Here is a 16,884-nt window from a genome sequence, read left to right as displayed (position 1 = left end):
TAAAACGGATAAGCAATCTCGATAGGGGCAAAAAGAGAACAAGAGCAAATTTCCTCCCCTACAACGCAGGGGAGGAGGGGAATTAATGCAGGATTTTCGCGAGGAAGTCTTTAGCACGGTCAGATTTAGGGTTGTTAAAGAAATCATCTTTGTTGCTGTCTTCGACGATTTTTCCTTCATCCATAAAAATAACCCGATTAGCCACTTTACGGGCGAAGCCCATTTCGTGGGTGACGACCATCATGGTCATGCCTTCCAGCGCCAGTTTGACCATAACATCTAACACTTCGTTAATCATTTCAGGGTCGAGGGCCGAAGTCGGCTCGTCAAACAGCATGGCGATAGGGTCCATACACAGCGCGCGGGCAATCGCGACACGCTGCTGCTGGCCGCCTGATAACTGAGAGGGGAATTTATCCGCGTGGGTGGTAAGACCTACACGCTCTAGCAGTTTCAGCCCTTTCGCGCGCGCTTCCGCTTTGTCACGTTTGAGCACTTTGACTTGTGCGAGTGTCAGGTTTTCAATAATAGACAGATGCGGAAACAGTTCAAAATGTTGGAATACCATGCCGACTTTGGAGCGTAATTGCGCCAAATTGGTGCCCTTATCATTCACACCAATACCATTGACTGTAATGTTGCCTTTCTGGATAGGTTCCAGTCCATTAACCGTTTTGATTAAGGTCGATTTGCCTGAACCGGAAGGGCCGCAAACCACCACGACCTCACCTTTTTTAACTTCGGTAGTGCAGTCAGCCAGCACCTGAAATTGGCCGTACCACTTAGAAACATTTTTCAGGGAAATCATCAAACAGTCCTTTTCTTCAAATAGTTGACCAGCATCGACGCGGAAAAACTAATAACGAAATACACCAAACCGGCAAACAGCACCATTTCGACCTGAGTACCGTCCCGCTCGCCAATTGTGGTCGCGGTTCGGAAGAAATCGGCCAGACTAAGGACATACACCAGTGATGTATCTTGAAATAACACAATCCCTTGGGTTAACAGTAATGGCACCATGGCGCGGAAAGCCTGCGGCAGGATAACCAATCTCATTGACTGACCTTGGGTCATGCCCAGAGCAAGTGCCGCAGAGGATTGCCCACGAGAGATGCTTTGGATACCGGCACGGATAATTTCTGAGTAATAAGCCGCCTCAAATAATGAAAAGGCTACCATGGCAGAGATTAAGCGAATATCAGTTTTTGGTGATAAGCCAAGCACATTTTGTAATAAGCTCGGCACGACCAGATAAAACCACAACAGTACCATGACCAACGGAATAGAGCGGAACACGTTGACATAAACGGTGGCGAACCAGCTGATAGCTTTAACCGGCGACAGACGCATCACCGCCAGAACCGTGCCCCATACTATCCCGAACACAATGGCGATGAGAGTTATTTTGGTGGTAACCGCCAAACCTTGCAGCAGGTATGGCAGGCTGGGTGCGATGGAACTCCAATCAAATTCGTACATTATTTACTCCCCAGATTGCCGGGTAACTGCACTTTCTTTTCAACCAATCGCATCAATAGCATGATCACGGCGTTGATCAGTACATAACCAAGGGTGATGGCGGTGAATGACTCATAGGCGTGAGCTGAGTAATCCAGCAATTTACCGGCCTGTGCAGCCATATCTACCAGCCCAATCGTTGAAGCAATCGCTGAGTTTTTAACCAAGTTGAGCATTTCTGAAGTCATCGGGGGAATAATCACCCGATAAGCATTGGGCAATAAAACATAGCGATAAGTCTGTGGCAGGGTTAATCCCATCGCCAGGCCTGCCGCTTTCTGGCCACGAGGCAGTGATTGGATCCCTGCACGAACCTGCTCACAAACACGGGCGGCGGTGAATAAGCCAAGACACATCATTGATGAAAGGAAGAACTGTATATTTGGGTCCAACTCGCTTTTGAACCACATGCCAATATCGACCGGCAATAATTCAGGGATAACCAGATACCAGGTAAAGAATTGCACAATCAGCGGCACATTACGGAATAGCTCGACGTAACAGGCCCCAATACTCGATAAAATGCGGTTGGGGACTGTTCTTAAAATCCCAAATAAAGAACCGACGAAGAAAGCGATAACCCAAGCGCACAATGATAATGCGACAGTGACCTGAAAGCCGGACCAGATCCAGCCGAGATAGGTGGTATTACCGAAAGGGGCAGGTTGCAGAAAAATGCCCCAGTTCCAGTCTATTGACATAACAAACTCCCTTAAAAGGATGGATAAGCCACCCTGATGACTGATGATTCAATGCGTTGCAGCCTCCCGAGGGTGAACAAAAAAATGCGGAGTGGGGAACGGCCACCCCGCATCCTGTCTACCAATCGGTCCATCATCAATCTGTAGGGCTGGCAGCGCCGGCCCTGATTATTATTGTTAGTTCAATGCTTTGTCGTTAGGGGCTTTGAACAGCACCTTCATCTCATCAGACAGTGAGAAATTCAGGTTAAGATTTTTCGGTGGAATTGGGTTTTTGAACCAGCGGTCAAAGGACTTCTCAGCCACACCAGAGGTTTGTGCGGTTGCGATGGTCTCATCCAACAAAGCTTTAAAGGCTGGATCGTTTTTACGCATCATGCAGCCGTAGGCTTCCTGAGATTGTGGAGCGCCGACGATCTCCCATTGATCAGGTTTCTTGGCTTTAGCACGTTCGCCAGCCAGCAAGGCGTCATCCATCATAAAGGCGACAGCACGGCCACTTTCCAAGGTGCGGAAAGAATCGCCATGGTCTTTGGCGCTGATAATGCGCATATCCATTTTGTCTTTTTCATTCAATTTATTGAGCAGGACTTCAGAGGTGGTACCAGAGGTGACTACCACTGGTTTCCCTGCTAAATCTTTGAAATCTTTAACTTCAGACCCTTTTTTGGTCAGTAAACGCGTGCCGACCACAAAAATGGTGTTAGAAAATGCGGCTTGTTGCTGACGTTCTAGGTTGTTGGTGGTGGAGCCACACTCGAAATCAAAAGTCCCGTTTTGCAGTAATGGAATACGGTTCTGCGAAGTGATTGGGATCAGTTTTACCTGTAGGTCTGGCGCATTGAGTTTTTTCTTGATCGCATCGACGATCAGATTGGAATAATCTTGTGAATAACCCACAACTTTCTGTTGGTTATCATAGTAAGAGAATGGAACGGAAGACTCACGATGCCCGACCACGATAACGCCGTTATCTTTGATCTTCTTCAGGGTGTCAACCGAAGCACCGGCCTTTGCTGCGGCTTGCTCTGGTTTTGCTGCTTCTTCTGCTTGGGCTATACCACTTGTCATCCCAGCTAACAGTAGCGCTAACGCCAATTTATGCATATGCATGGTCCAACTCCTTTGCTGTTGTTTTTTATTGACTCGATGTTGTGATACTTAAAATGTAGTCATGTTAAAAACGTGAAATACTAAAAATCGTCTTATTTTGTTGTGCCCGCACAACCACAGATATTTGTTGGTCAACACGCTATTTTCGTTGTTACTTGTATCAGATTATCTTTAAAAAATAGCTAATTGTTATGTAAATGATGAATAAATGTTTGTTTTTTGGGATGCAAATCGCACCAAATAGAGGCAATAAAACAGCTTCGCACCATTCTAGTGCGTGGTGTGCCCCATGAATGTGCGGACAAATAGCTGTGGTTTCTCACTCGAAACTGACTTTTGCCTACTCAGTGGGGCCATCACCTTTGATAGCCAAATACTCGCAAGATATCGGCGGATTGCTAACACTATTTGATTAGAAACAATGCAAGGTCTGTGCCAGTCGCGGGAAAATTGGGGAGAAATAGCTCTGTTGAGTCAGGATGATAAAATGTCTTGCAGAAGTGGGGAAAGTCGTTAAGCAGTAGCCAGTGATAAAATACTATCGCCTGGCTTAACTATTACTCAGTTTAACAGCAGGTTAGCTTAACTGATGATGATTGATAGCCAAATGCGCCTTGAAGACTTCCAGCGCAGTCGGGACATCTTCTTTACCAACGTGTTTTTCTGGATTCCACAAGTCGGCAAAGGTGATAGCTCGGCCACAATGGATAAAAACTTCATCGACTTCAATCACTAACACACTGCGGGCGGGTTGGCCGTTTTGGCTAAAACGTTCGCACAATTGCGGGTCAACGGAGATTTTTGCTCGGCCATTAACCCGGAAGCCTTCAGTCCAACCGGGGATTAAAAACAAAATACCGACAAATGGGTTATGCAACAGATTGCGAATACCATCCAGGCGGTTATTGCCCGGCCTGTCTGGCAACATCAGCGTTTTACTATCCTGCACATGAATAAAACCCGGTTCGCCGCCTTTAGGTGAACAGTCAATTCCGTTGGCACCCAGCGTCCCCAACACCGCGAAAGGCGCGGCGGCAATGAGTTTCTTGGCGTAATCATCAATGTGATTTATTTGTTTCTTCAACACGTTCTGATTAGGTGAGGCGTAATGCTCACTTAACTGCGCTTCAGTCGTGAGGATAAATTCAGGATTCAGTGACATAAAAGTACTCAAGTTACCTTGGATTTATACCCGTCATACTTCAAGCTGCATGTCTTTCGCTTACGCCTTCTTGCAACTCAAACTATTTGGGGCATATAGGGTTATTTTTTATCAGAACGGCAGCGGATGGCACGATATAGCGTCAATGCCCCCAATATCAGCGTGATAATCCACATCGGCCAAGAGCCAAACCGGGCATAAGGGGTAATCCCGGTAGTTGGCGTGACTTTCACTTCCAGCACTTGCTGGGTAAATTGTGGAATTTGTGCCAAGATTTCACCGCTTGGGCCAACTGCTGCCGTTATACCATTATTGGTGCTGCGCAACAGAGGACGACCTAATTCAAGAGCGCGCATGCGTGCCATTTGGAAATGCTGCCACGGGCCGATAGAGTGACCAAACCATGCATCATTGGAGACCGTCAGCAAGAAGTTGGTATCAGGGTTGAAGTTGTCCCGAACCTGTTGACCCAAGACGATTTCATAACATATGGCGGCCGTTAGGTTAAACCCAGCCACATTAAGCTGTGGCTGCACATAGCCGCCCCGGCTAAAAGATGACATCGGTAAATCAAAGAACGGCGCCAGTGGCCGCAGCAATGTCTCCAGCGGCACAAATTCCCCAAAGGGTACCAAGTGGTGTTTACTGTAGCGGTTGCGAGTCGGATATTGGTATGGCTCTTTATCTCCCAACACGATAATACTGTTGAAGAAATGGTATCCCTTGCCTTCTGGGCGGCGCTGGGCATCAACAATACCGGTAATCAGGCTGCTGTGATTTGCCCGCATCAGGTCATCAACCATCGTCAGGAAGGTCGTTTGATCGGTTTCAATATCAGGGATAGCGGATTCTGGCCAAATGATAATGGGCGCTTTACCCATAAATGGGCGAGTTTCATCGAGATAAATTTGCAAAGTCTTAAGCAGGATTTTGGGATCCCACTTCATTGACTGAGCAATATTACCTTGCACCATCGCCACATTGACTGCGCGTTGAGGCTCCGGTGTGAACCAATGCAACTGGCGCAGCGGCCAGGGCAGCAATAACATTGCTATGGCAACTATTGCAGCAGTTATACGGCGTTGATAGCAGGCGTAAACCAGTAATCCACTGATGGACATCAGCATAAAGGTGATGCCATCGACACCGAGAATAGGCGCAATGCCGCGCAGCGGGCCGTTTACTTGGCTGTAGCCGAATTGCAGCCAGGGAAAACCAGTTAATACCCAGCCGCGCAAAAACTCAGTTAGCTGCCACACCACCGGTGCCGCAATAGCCAGTCGCCACCATGTTGTTTTAGGGCAGATGCGGGCTAATAAACCGGCAAATAGCATGGTGTAGAGTGAGAGATAGGCTGCCAGTAATACCACCAGGAAGATATTGATGGCTGTTGGCATGCCGCCGAATTCGGCAATGCTGACATAGACCCAGTTAATCCCCGAACCAAACAGCCCCATACCCCAACAAAAACCGATAAAAGCGGCTTGTTTAGTGTTGCGATTCAATGTCAGGCTGAGTAAGCCGAACAGCGAAACAATGGCCGCTGGCCAACTATCAAATGGGGAATAGGCCAGCGTACCGCAGGCGCCCAAAAATAGCGCCAGTAGGGCGCGAACCCACTGGCGTTGAAGGTATGAAGCAATAGGCATCAAGGATTTATTCTTCCAGTTTTGGTTGCGGAGCATCATCCGGGATTTTCACATGGACCTGAATGATACGTCGGCTATCCGCCATGGCAACTTTAAATAAGTAACCTTGAATTTCAATGGTTTCACCGCGAGCAGGTAAATGACCAAACGCCTGCATCACTAAACCACCTATAGTGTCCACTTCATCGTCGCTGAAATGGGTTTCGAATACATCATTGAAATCTTCAATGGGTGTCAGCGCACGGATGGTGTAAGTGTGCCGACTGAGTTGACGAACATCTCTGTCTTCTTCATCGTCATACTCATCTTCAATTTCGCCAACGATCAGCTCAAGAATATCTTCAATGGTCACCAGGCCGGAAACACCACCAAACTCATCAATGACAATAGCCATGTGATAGCGCTGGGAGCGGAACTCTTTCAGCATCCGATCAACACGCTTACTTTCTGGCACAACAACTGCCGTCCGTAAGACTTTATCAATGCTGAATGGCTCAGAATCTGTGCGCATAAACGGCAGCAAATCCTTGGCCATCAGAATGCCTTCAATGTGATCTTTATCTTCACTGATCACCGGAAAGCGGGAGTGAGCAGATTCAATAATGACATCCAGACACTCATCCAGCGTTTGATTACGCTTTAATGTGACCATCTGAGAGCGGGGGATCATGATATCCCGTACTCGCTGTTCGGCGATATCCATCACGCCTTCCAGCATATCGCGGGTATCGGGATCGATCAGATCGTTTTGCTCAGAATCACGGATAAGCTCTACCAGATCGCCACGGTTTTTGGGTTCGCCGTGGAATAACTGGTTAAGGATGAGAGTAAAGAACCCTTTCTTGGGACTGGGGCTATCGTTGTTTTGTGAGTGGTCGTCGCTCATGGCGTTTTAGTTAAGTTTACCCATATAAAATTATATTTTATCGGCAGTGGTAAACTCACACCGCCGACAGCTTTGCCCCTATTAACAGGGCGTTATTACACCCAGAATGATGGGGTTACTCGGAGTCTTTCTCTGAAATATACGGATCTGGGTAGCCCAAACTTTGCATTATTTCAGTCTCAATCGACTCCATTTCTTCTGCTTCATCGTCAACGATGTGGTCATACCCTAGCAGATGGAGACTGCCGTGAACAACCATATGCGCCCAATGAGCCAATAGTGCTTTCTCTTGCTCAACCGCTTCTTGTTCAACTACCTGACGACAAATGATCAAATCACCCAGTAGTGGCAGTTCAATCTCAGGTGGGGCCTCAAATGGAAAAGACAAGACATTGGTCGGTTTATCTTTACCACGATAGGTGAGATTCAGCTCATGACTTTCTGCTTTATCAACCACACGAATAGTCACTTCAGAGACTTCCTGAAATTGAGGTAATACTGCTTCCAACCAATGCTGAAAATCTGCTTCGGCCGGTAAACCCTGGCTGTCAGCGCAGGCAATTTGTAAATCGAGAATAACTTGGCTCACGGAGCCTCCTGCTCAGACGGGGTGTGAGTTTCCCGCTTACGTTGTTCGGCGATGGTATCTTTACGTTTTTGTTCAGCCGCTTCCCAAGCTTCATAAGCAATAACCACGCGGGCGACGACAGGGTGGCGCACCACATCTTCGCTATGGAAGAAGTTAAAGCTCAGTTCTTCTACCTCGGATAGCACTTCGATGGCATGGCTTAAGCCCGACTTCTGGTGGCGTGGTAAGTCAGTTTGCGTGATATCACCGGTAATCACTGCTTTAGAGTTGAAGCCCATGCGGGTCAGGAACATTTTCATCTGTTCGACGGTGGTGTTTTGGCTTTCATCTAAAATGATAAACGCATCATTCAGTGTGCGACCGCGCATATACGCCAGCGGAGCCACTTCAATCACATTGCGTTCAATCAGTTTCTCCACGCGCTCAAAGCCCAGCATTTCAAATAGAGCATCATAGAGCGGGCGCAGATAAGGATCGACTTTTTGGCTGAGGTCTCCGGGCAAGAAACCCAGTTTTTCACCAGCTTCAACTGCCGGGCGGGTTAGCAAAATGCGCCGTACGTTTTGGCGCTCTAAAGCATCCACTGCTGCGGCAACGGCCAGATAAGTTTTACCCGTGCCAGCTGGCCCAATCCCGAAAGTAATATCATGATCGAGAATATTGGCAATGTATTGGGCCTGATTTGGCGTACGGGGCTTGACCATCCCGCGCTTGGTGCGAATGTTTATGGCTTTTCCATAATCCGGCACACTTTCGGCGGTTTGTTCTAACACGCGACTTTCTTTCACCGCGAGATGAATAGCTTCGGGATCGATATCGGGGATGACACCCCGGATAGGGGCCGTATCAACATACAGATGGCGCAGGATATCTGCCGCTGCAACAACGCAAATATTCTTACCGACTAACTTGAAACGGTTATCTCGACGATTAATTTCAATGCCTAACCGGCGTTCCAACTGCTTGATGTTGTCATCAAAAGGGCCGCATAAACTCAGCAGGCGCTGATTGTCGGCGGGTTCCAGCAAGATTTCTTGTGTCACTACGTGCAAACTGTTTCTCTGAGTCACTGCGTTCCTCTGGGTCACTAAGGGCCGGTTTATTTGAAGCCTATCTGCCATTTCCCGTTATGGGGAATATCATTCACTGATATTGGTTGTGTGATATCACTGATATAACGTCAATCATACATGTCATTTGTGAATTATTCATGGTGCATGGCACCGACGCAAGTTTACTTATAAATCCGTCGACCCCTATTGAAATGGCGGCCAACGGATGGTGCAACTTAAAAAATCCGAATCTGCGCAGCGCCCCGCTAAAATAAAACAGGTACCGACAATGCAGTACCTGTTCATGCGGGCTGGCTAGAAAAATGTCAATTAGGGCTGATACAGGCCGACACCTATCTCATTTTCTTTACGGGTTCGGGCAATCACTGATTGCGGTGACTCATGGGTTCGCAGATCCATCTGGTCTTCTGTGCGCAGCAAAATGCCACGGAGTGAACTGGCATAAACATCAACGATTTCAACATCGACGAATGTGCCAATCATCTCAGGTGTGCCTTCAAAGTTCACCACCCGATTATTTTCGGTGCGCCCCGCCAATTCCATAACATTCTTGCGAGACGTGCCTTCGACCAAAATACGTTGCACGGTGCCAACCATCTCGCGGCTGATTTCCATAGCTTGTTGAATAATACGTTCTTGTAAGATGTGCAATCGCTGTTTTTTCTCCTCTTCGCAAACATCATCCGGAAGGTCAGCCGCCGGTGTGCCGGGCCGCGAGGAGTAAATAAAGCTGTAACTGGTATCGAAACGGATATCCGTCACCAGTTTCATGGTTTGCTCAAAATCTTGTTGAGTTTCACCAGGGAAACCGATAATAAAATCAGAGCTAATTTGGATATCAGGCCGAGCCTGACGCAGTTTACGGATGATAGCTTTGTATTCCAGCGCGGTATGTGCCCGTTTCATCATGGTCAAAATACGATCAGAACCACTTTGTACCGGCAGATGCAGGAAACTCACCAGCTCGGGGGTATCCCGATAAACGGTGATAATATCGTCAGTAAACTCAATGGGATGGCTAGTGGTAAAGCGCACTCTATCGATACCATCGATGGCGGCAACCAGCCGCAATAGTTCGGCAAAACTACAGATATCACCATCATAAGTGGCGCCACGATAAGCATTCACATTCTGGCCGAGCAAGTTGACTTCCCGCACGCCTTGGGCAGCTAACTGTGCGATTTCAAACAAGATATCATCACTTGGTCGGCTGACTTCCTCGCCACGGGTGTAAGGTACGACACAAAATGTGCAATATTTATTGCACCCTTCCATGATGGAGACAAATGCCGTCGGCCCTTCAGCACGGGGTTCTGGTAGGCGGTCAAATTTTTCAATTTCTGGGAAACTGATGTCCACTACCGGGCTGTGTGTACCTTGCACGTGATTAATCATTTCCGGTAAGCGATGCAGCGTTTGTGGCCCAAAAATGATATCAACACAAGGGGCTCGCTGGCGCAGATGCTCACCTTCTTGTGACGCCACACATCCCCCGACACCAATGATAAGCTCCGGTTTTTTTTCTTTGAGCAACTTCCAATGGCCCAACAGGCTGAACACTTTTTCTTGGGCTTTTTCGCGAATTGAGCAGGTGTTGAGTAACAGTAAATCGGCCTCTTCGGGGATTTCTGTCAACTGGTAGCCATGGGTGCTGGCCAGCAAATCAGCCATTTTAGATGAATCATATTCGTTCATCTGGCAGCCCCAGGTTTTGATGTGTAGTTTTTTAGTCATTGCCTATCTACCGCCAAAAAAATTCATCATAAAAGTCACATCGTGCAGCGCAGTGCTCTGTCATCGAATAGTGGGTAGCACAAAGGCTCCGTGATTATGGGGCTATTGTAGTCATTTGCTGTTGCGATGACCACCGCATAACGGCTTACTTATTCTGTGGAGTGATAAAAAATCCGGTACACTGTATGCAGACAAAACACGGGTGTTATTTTAACTTTTAAGAATGGCCAAAATGGATAAATCCCAACCAAATTATGATGTTGTGGTCGTAGGCGGTGGCATGGTGGGTGCTGCGGCTGCGCTGGGGCTGGCGCAAACTGGCTGGTCAGTGGCGTTACTGGAACATGAGGCCCCGCAGCCGTTTCAAGCTGAAAGTGTTCCGGACTTACGGGTTTCCGCGATTGGATGTACCTCAGTGTCCTTGCTCAAACAGCTTGGCGCCTGGCCGCAAGTACAACAGATGCGCTACGCACCTTATCGCCGATTGGAAACATGGGAACAGCCGGGATCTCAAGTGATCTTTGATGCGGTGTCGCTGTCTTTGCCTGAACTGGGCTTTATGGTCGAGAACCGGATTTTACAGTTGGCGCTATGGCAACAGATGGCGGAATGCCCTAATTTGACGTTATTGTGCCCGTCACGGCTGCAAACGATGGTCAGAGTAGATGACTACTGGAAAATCACGTTAGATGCGCAGCGAGAGATACAGAGCCATTTAGTGGTAGGTGCAGACGGAGCTAATTCTCTGGTACGCCGTTTAGCTGGGATTGGCACCAGTGGCTGGCAATATCGCCAGTCTTGTATGTTAATTACCGTCAAGACCGATACTGCCCAGCAAGACACGACCTGGCAGCAGTTTTTCCCTTCAGGCCCAAGAGCTTTTCTGCCATTGTTTGATAACTGGGCATCATTGGTTTGGTACGATAGCCCTCAGCGTATCCGCCAGCTTCAGGCGTTACCGATGACACAATTGAATCAAGAGATTGCTGCGGCTTTCCCATCCCGTCTGGGAGCAGTCAACGCTATTGCTGCAGGTTCTTTCCCCTTGGTTCGCCGTCACGCGCAGCAATATGTGCAGCCAGGGTTGGTATTACTGGGCGATGCGGCGCATACCATCAATCCATTGGCGGGGCAGGGGGTTAATCTGGGATATCGGGATGTTGATGCGTTACTGGAGGTATTAAATCAGGCGCGGGAACAGGCTGAGTCTTGGCACAATGAGCCGGTGTTGCTGCGTTATCAGCGCCGCCGCCGTACTGATAATTTGATTATGCAAAGTGGGATGGATGTGTTTTACACCGCATTCAGTAATGACCTGCCTGCGGTAAAATTTGCGCGTAATTTGGCGCTGATGGCGGCACAACGCGCGGGTAAGCTTAAAGAGCATGCATTGAAATATGCACTCGGGCTGTAGATATTTTATAACTCGTCGCCGGGAATAGTGGTTTCCTGGCGACTGCGGGCGCGATTATTTCTTCACTTTATAGAAAAGCAAAAAGCCCGCCGAAGCGAGCTTTTCTAAATTTGGCTGGGGTACGAGGATTCGAACCTCGGAATGCTGGAATCAGAATCCAGTGCCTTACCGCTTGGCGATACCCCAAAAGATGGTGGCTACGACGGGAATCGAACCTGTGACCCCAGCATTATGAGTGCTGTGCTCTAACCAGCTGAGCTACGTAGCCATCTTAAAATCTTTAACCTTGAGAAATTGTATGGCTGGGATACCAGGATTCGAACCTGGGAATGCCAGGATCAAAACCTGGTGCCTTACCGCTTGGCGATATCCCAACTGAAATACAATTCTTTTACTGATTTAGCACAACTGGGGTCTAACAATATTCCATTTCAGAGAAATGGCTGGGATACCAGGATTCGAACCTGGGAATGCCAGGATCAAAACCTGGTGCCTTACCGCTTGGCGATATCCCATCTACTGTGACAACCGATGAAAATGGTGCGGGAGGCGAGACTTGAACTCGCACACCTTGCGGCGCTAGAACCTAAATCTAGTGCGTCTACCAATTTCGCCACTCCCGCATACATGAAAAAGATGGTGGCTACGACGGGAATCGAACCTGTGACCCCAGCATTATGAGTGCTGTGCTCTAACCAGCTGAGCTACGTAGCCATCTTTTTTCTGCATAACCTTCATCGGCGTTGCGGGGCGCATTATGCGTATATGGCCGATTTGCGTCAACTAATTTTTTCCCAAAAAAGCGCTGAAGGGGTCCGTTTGTTTGGCTTGTGAACAGTCTGGTGATTAAAGCAGCACTTATGATGATTAATTGTTGAATTTGCCAACAAAAAAATAAGGCCACCCGAGGGCGGCCTTGATGGCTGAATAGCTGATGCAGGTAGACTTGTCCCGGCTGTCACATTCAATTATTTATAGGCATCCTGATGCACGCCTACAGCGCGACCTGAAGGGTCATCCATGCTTTTGAATGATTCATCCCATTCAATAGCTTTAGCTGATGAACATGCTACAGAAGGGCCGCCAGGCACACATTCCGCCGCACTTGGCAGTGGGAATAATTCTTCAAAGATTTCACGATACAAGTAACCTTCTTTGGAGGAAGGCGTGTTGTATGGGAAACGGAAGTGCGCAGTTTCCATTTGTTGATCAGTGACTTGCTCAGCAGCTTTCTCTTTTAATGTATCAATCCAACTGTAACCTACACCATCGGAGAATTGTTCTTTTTGGCGCCATGCGACGCTATGTGGCAGGTAGGATTCAAAACATTCACGGAGGACATGTTTTTCCATTTTGCCATTACCACACATTTTATCCTGCGGGTTAATTCGCATCGCGACGTCAAGGAAATTCTTATCCAGGAACGGCACACGCGCTTCCACACCCCAGGCAGACATCGCTTTGTTGGCGCGAGCGCAGTCATACATATGCAGGGCTAATAACTTGCGCACGGTTTCTTCATGTAATTCTTTGGCATTTGGTGCTTTGTGGAAATAGAGATAACCGCCAAATACTTCGTCAGAACCTTCACCAGATAGCACCATTTTGATACCCATCGCCTTGATTTTACGTGACATCAAGTACATTGGTGTCGAGGCGCGGATGGTGGTGACATCATAAGTTTCAATGTGATAAATCACATCACGGATGGCATCCAGACCTTCTTGCACGGTGAAGTGAATTTCATGATGCACTGTACCTAAATGGTTGGCGACCTCTTGTGCTGCGCGCAAATCAGGTGAGCCCACCAGGCCAACGGCGAAGGAGTGCAATTGTGGCCACCAGGCTTCACTGCGTTCATCATCTTCTACGCGACGAGCCGCAAATTTTTTGGTGATGGCTGAAATAACCGAAGAATCCAGACCGCCAGACAGCAGCACGCCGTAAGGAACGTCGGACATCAAATGACTTTTAACAGCATCTTCTAACGCATTTGCCAGCTCAACTTTATCGGTAACATTGTCTTTTACATTATCGAAATCAAACCAGTCGCGATGATAATATTCACGGATCTCGCCATCCTGACTCCACAGATAGCTCCCAGCCGGGAATTCTTTGATGGTACGGCAAACCGGAACCAAGGCTTTCATTTCTGACGCTACAAACATATTACCGTGTTCGTCATGACCCATATACAGCGGGATAATGCCCAGATGATCACGCCCAATCAGGTAAGCGTCTTTTTCCGTATCGTATAGGACGAAAGCGAACATACCTTGCAGATCGTCAAGGAATTCAGGGCCTTTCTCCTGATACAGCGCCAGAATGACTTCACAGTCAGACCCGGTCTGGAACTCATAACGGTCGCCGTATTGCTGGCGTAATGCCTGATGATTATAAATTTCACCGTTGACTGCCAGAATATGTGTGTGCGCCGCGTTAAACAGAGGTTGCGCACCGGTATTGACGTCAACAATAGACAAGCGTTCATGGGCGAGTATGGCTTTATCATTTGCCCATACACCTGACCAGTCTGGGCCGCGGTGGCGCATTAAACGTGACATTTCCAGCGCTTTTTTGCGTAACTCAATGGGGTCAGTTTTTAGGTCGAGGACCCCGAAAATAGAACACATAGTAATCTCCCTAACTTCTCTGCTTTGGCGGTGATGATGTTGAGTTTGAGTCGTTCATCGCTGGAACTGTTTTTCGTGCACTTGCTTGCGATTGATGCAAGCTTTGCCCCATGACGATGCATTCATCCGAATAATTTATAAAAAGTAATGCAAAAAACACGCCAATTTAGAGCGCAATAGATTTGTCGCTATAGCTGGCGGCGGCGAGCGCATAAGAAAGAAAATGCGCCAAAATGGGGAGGATTAGCAAGAAACTTTGGTGCGCTGCACTAAAAAAGGGCGCGGCACTTAGAATAGGGAGTATCGCAAAAGGTGTATGGCGGCCGGAACCGCCCACGAGAAATTAGATGATGTCAATTTCTGCAACGGATGGATAAACATAGCTCGGGCGGAATGGCATCGCTTCGATATCCGTTAATGTCGAGACGCCCGACAGGACCAAAATAGTCTCAAGACCGGCCTGGAACCCGGCCAAAATATCCGTGCGCAAGTTATCACCCACAATGACCGTGCTCTCTGAATGTGCCTGCATTTTATTGAGTGCAGCGCGAATGATCCACGGGCTGGGTTTGCCGACATAAAATGGTTTACGGCCGGAAATTTTCTCAATAGGTGCGCACAATGCCCCACAGGCAGGGGCGAAACCGTGACCATGACTATCAGGGTTAGTCGCAATAAAGCGCGCGCCATTGGCGACGAAATAGGCCGCTTTATGCATCATATCCCAGTTGTAAGAGCGGGTTTCACCCACAATAACAAAATCAGGATTTATATCAGTGATGGTAAAACCTGCTTTATATAATTCGTGAACCAATGCGCCTTCACCCACCACATAAGCTTTTTTACCATCTTGACGGCGCAGAAAATCGGCTGTTGCCATAGCGGAGGTATAAAACGCGCTCTCCGGTACTTCCAGCCCGGCAGAACTGAAGCGGTTAGCCAGATCCTGAGCGGTTTGTGACGGATAGTTGGTCAAAATAACCAGCGGCATTCCGGCCTCTTGAATTCGGGCCAGAAAAACATCAGCCCCAGGGACCGGGTGATTATCATGTAACAACACACCATCAATATCGCAAATAACGCTTTTAATTGTCATTGTTTAAATTACTCTTTTAGCCGCAGCAATGAGTCATTGTAACATGGTCGATGATGTAACTGACCCTGCCGATGTCTTAATCTATAAGGAATTAATTTTCCAGCAGGCGTTGCAGTAACACACCGTTCAACATGGCCCGCTTGGCCAGCGCAAAAGCCCCAATGGCTGATTGATGATCAAGCTGCGAGGTGACGATGGGCAAATTTTGGCGGAAGTTTTTCAACACTTGCGTGTTAATACAACCTTGAATGGCAGGGAGCAGGATTTTGTCGGCTTCAATAATTTCACCGGCAATCACCACTTTTTGCGGATTAAATAAGTTGATCGCGAGAGAAATGGCTTTGCCCAGGTAGCGGCCCACATGCTCAATTACTTCACTTGCCAGTAAATCACCTTTGTTAGCCGCTTTGCAAATAGCACTAATATGACAATCATCTAGTGTTAGTTTGCTTGGATAACCCTGAGCGAGCAGGTGGCGCACGCGGTTTTCAATGGCCGCATTGGATGCGACGGTTTCCAGGCAACCAAAATTACCGCAATAGCAGCGCTCACCCAGCGGATCAATCTGGATATGGCCGATTTCACCGACGTTGCCATTGCTGCCAAGAAATATTTGGCTATTAACAATGATTCCGGCCCCTGTACCGCGATGAAGACGAACCAAAATAGAGTCTTCGCAGTCGCGAGTTGCACCAAAATAGTGCTCAGCCAGCGCCAAACTACGAATATCGTGGCCGACAAAGCTGGTGACATTAAAACGATTTTGCAGATTTTCAACTAATGGCCAGTTGCTAACACTGATATGTGGCATATAGCGCACGATGCCTTTGCTCGGTTCAACCAGGCCTGGGAGAATGACTGCGATGGCAATCAATTCACGCAATTTGCGCTGATAAGCTTCAATAAACTGACTGATAATATTAAATAATGCATGTTCGAGTGTTTCTTGCGTGCGCTCTGGCAGGGAATAGTGCTCTTCACCCAGCGGCTTACCGCTCATATCAAACAGCGTAATAGTGGCGTCATGGCGGCCCAGACGGACGGCGATGGTGTGGAACTGACGGTTTTCCGTGACGATAGAAATCGCACGACGGCCACCGGTGGAGGCTTGCTGATCGACTTCTTTGATCAGCCCGCGCTCCAACAGTTGGCGGGTAATTTTGGTGACACTGGCGGGAGCTAGCTGGCTGAGATCGGCAATCTGAATGCGCGAAATCGGGCCTTGCTGATCAATGAGCCGATAAACCACGGCGCCATTGAGTTGTTTCACAAGATCCACATTACCAATTTGTGACTGTCCGCCGGTGCTCATC

14 protein-coding genes and 6 tRNA genes are annotated in these 16,884 nt (G+C 48.1%); 1 reads left to right on the top strand and 19 read right to left on the bottom strand.

Annotation, left to right across the window (positions count from 1 at the left end; translation table 11 throughout):
- Nucleotides 1-82: 82 nt before the first annotated feature.
- The 10 genes from F0T03_RS15390 to miaB form a co-directional block, all read right to left on the bottom strand.
- Nucleotides 83-808: an amino acid ABC transporter ATP-binding protein gene (locus F0T03_RS15390; RefSeq protein ID WP_145554484.1), complete on the bottom strand. Its 726-nt coding sequence runs from the start codon at nucleotides 806-808 to the stop codon at nucleotides 83-85.
- The gene (gltK, locus tag F0T03_RS15385; protein ID WP_159679319.1) at nucleotides 808-1,482 is read right to left on the bottom strand and encodes a glutamate/aspartate ABC transporter permease GltK; all 675 of its coding nucleotides are present in this window, start codon (nucleotides 1,480-1,482) and stop codon (nucleotides 808-810) included. Before gltK ends, F0T03_RS15390 begins: the two co-directional genes overlap by 1 nt.
- Entirely contained in the window at nucleotides 1,482-2,222 is a 741-nt protein-coding gene (locus F0T03_RS15380; protein WP_145554482.1) for an amino acid ABC transporter permease, read from the bottom strand. Before F0T03_RS15380 ends, gltK begins: the two co-directional genes overlap by 1 nt.
- A 177-nt stretch (nucleotides 2,223-2,399) precedes the next feature.
- Entirely contained in the window at nucleotides 2,400-3,335 is a 936-nt protein-coding gene (locus F0T03_RS15375; protein ID WP_159679317.1) for an amino acid ABC transporter substrate-binding protein, read from the bottom strand.
- Nucleotides 3,336-3,912: 577 nt separating this feature from the next.
- Entirely contained in the window at nucleotides 3,913-4,497 is a 585-nt protein-coding gene (locus tag F0T03_RS15370) for an MSMEG_1061 family FMN-dependent PPOX-type flavoprotein (protein ID WP_145554480.1), read from the bottom strand.
- Nucleotides 4,498-4,598: 101 nt separating this feature from the next.
- Nucleotides 4,599-6,146, bottom strand: coding sequence for an apolipoprotein N-acyltransferase (gene lnt, locus F0T03_RS15365; RefSeq protein ID WP_145554537.1), 1,548 nt, complete (start codon nucleotides 6,144-6,146; stop codon nucleotides 4,599-4,601).
- Nucleotides 6,147-6,153: 7 nt separating this feature from the next.
- Nucleotides 6,154-7,032: a CNNM family magnesium/cobalt transport protein CorC gene (gene corC, locus F0T03_RS15360; RefSeq protein ID WP_145554479.1), complete on the bottom strand. Its 879-nt coding sequence runs from the start codon at nucleotides 7,030-7,032 to the stop codon at nucleotides 6,154-6,156.
- A gap of 115 nt (nucleotides 7,033-7,147) precedes the next feature.
- Nucleotides 7,148-7,621 carry an rRNA maturation RNase YbeY gene (gene ybeY / locus F0T03_RS15355; protein ID WP_159679314.1) on the bottom strand — a complete coding sequence of 158 codons (474 nt, stop codon included), beginning with the start codon at nucleotides 7,619-7,621 and terminating at the stop codon, nucleotides 7,148-7,150.
- The gene (locus tag F0T03_RS15350; protein WP_208787084.1) at nucleotides 7,618-8,691 is read right to left on the bottom strand and encodes a PhoH family protein; all 1,074 of its coding nucleotides are present in this window, start codon (nucleotides 8,689-8,691) and stop codon (nucleotides 7,618-7,620) included. Before F0T03_RS15350 ends, ybeY begins: the two co-directional genes overlap by 4 nt.
- Nucleotides 8,692-9,003: 312 nt before the next feature.
- Nucleotides 9,004-10,428, bottom strand: a complete 1,425-nt coding sequence (gene miaB, locus F0T03_RS15345; RefSeq protein ID WP_159679310.1) for a tRNA (N6-isopentenyl adenosine(37)-C2)-methylthiotransferase MiaB — start codon at nucleotides 10,426-10,428, stop codon at nucleotides 9,004-9,006.
- Between the two features lie 232 nt (nucleotides 10,429-10,660).
- Here miaB and ubiF point away from each other — a divergent pair, with 232 nt between their 5' ends.
- Nucleotides 10,661-11,842 carry a 3-demethoxyubiquinol 3-hydroxylase gene (gene ubiF, locus F0T03_RS15340; RefSeq protein WP_159679307.1) on the top strand — a complete coding sequence of 394 codons (1,182 nt, stop codon included), beginning with the start codon at nucleotides 10,661-10,663 and terminating at the stop codon, nucleotides 11,840-11,842.
- A 111-nt stretch (nucleotides 11,843-11,953) separates the two neighbouring features.
- On the opposite strand, the gene F0T03_RS15335 is transcribed toward ubiF, so the two are convergent.
- From F0T03_RS15335 to nagC, 9 genes are all read right to left on the bottom strand, one after another.
- Nucleotides 11,954-12,028 (bottom strand) — tRNA-Gln (locus F0T03_RS15335).
- A gap of 5 nt (nucleotides 12,029-12,033) precedes the next feature.
- Nucleotides 12,034-12,110, bottom strand: a tRNA-Met gene (locus tag F0T03_RS15330).
- A gap of 31 nt (nucleotides 12,111-12,141) precedes the next feature.
- Nucleotides 12,142-12,216 (bottom strand) — tRNA-Gln (locus F0T03_RS15325).
- A 66-nt stretch (nucleotides 12,217-12,282) separates the two neighbouring features.
- Nucleotides 12,283-12,357, bottom strand: a tRNA-Gln gene (locus F0T03_RS15320).
- Nucleotides 12,358-12,380: 23 nt separating this feature from the next.
- Nucleotides 12,381-12,465 (bottom strand) — tRNA-Leu (locus tag F0T03_RS15315).
- A 14-nt stretch (nucleotides 12,466-12,479) separates the two neighbouring features.
- Nucleotides 12,480-12,556, bottom strand: a tRNA-Met gene (locus F0T03_RS15310).
- A 254-nt stretch (nucleotides 12,557-12,810) separates the two neighbouring features.
- Nucleotides 12,811-14,475, bottom strand: coding sequence for an asparagine synthase B (gene asnB / locus F0T03_RS15305; protein WP_159679305.1), 1,665 nt, complete (start codon nucleotides 14,473-14,475; stop codon nucleotides 12,811-12,813).
- A 343-nt stretch (nucleotides 14,476-14,818) separates the two neighbouring features.
- The gene (locus F0T03_RS15300; protein WP_005167939.1) at nucleotides 14,819-15,571 is read right to left on the bottom strand and encodes an HAD-IIA family hydrolase; all 753 of its coding nucleotides are present in this window, start codon (nucleotides 15,569-15,571) and stop codon (nucleotides 14,819-14,821) included.
- 91 nt (nucleotides 15,572-15,662) lie between these two features.
- Nucleotides 15,663-16,883 carry a DNA-binding transcriptional regulator NagC gene (gene nagC, locus F0T03_RS15295; RefSeq protein WP_162526964.1) on the bottom strand — a complete coding sequence of 407 codons (1,221 nt, stop codon included), beginning with the start codon at nucleotides 16,881-16,883 and terminating at the stop codon, nucleotides 15,663-15,665.
- Nucleotide 16,884: the final 1 nt, after the last annotated feature.

It is taken from the genome of Yersinia canariae (assembly GCF_009831415.1).
In the GTDB taxonomy this organism is placed as follows: domain Bacteria; phylum Pseudomonadota; class Gammaproteobacteria; order Enterobacterales; family Enterobacteriaceae; genus Yersinia; species Yersinia canariae.
This window is presented reverse-complemented; position numbering and strand designations above follow the sequence as displayed.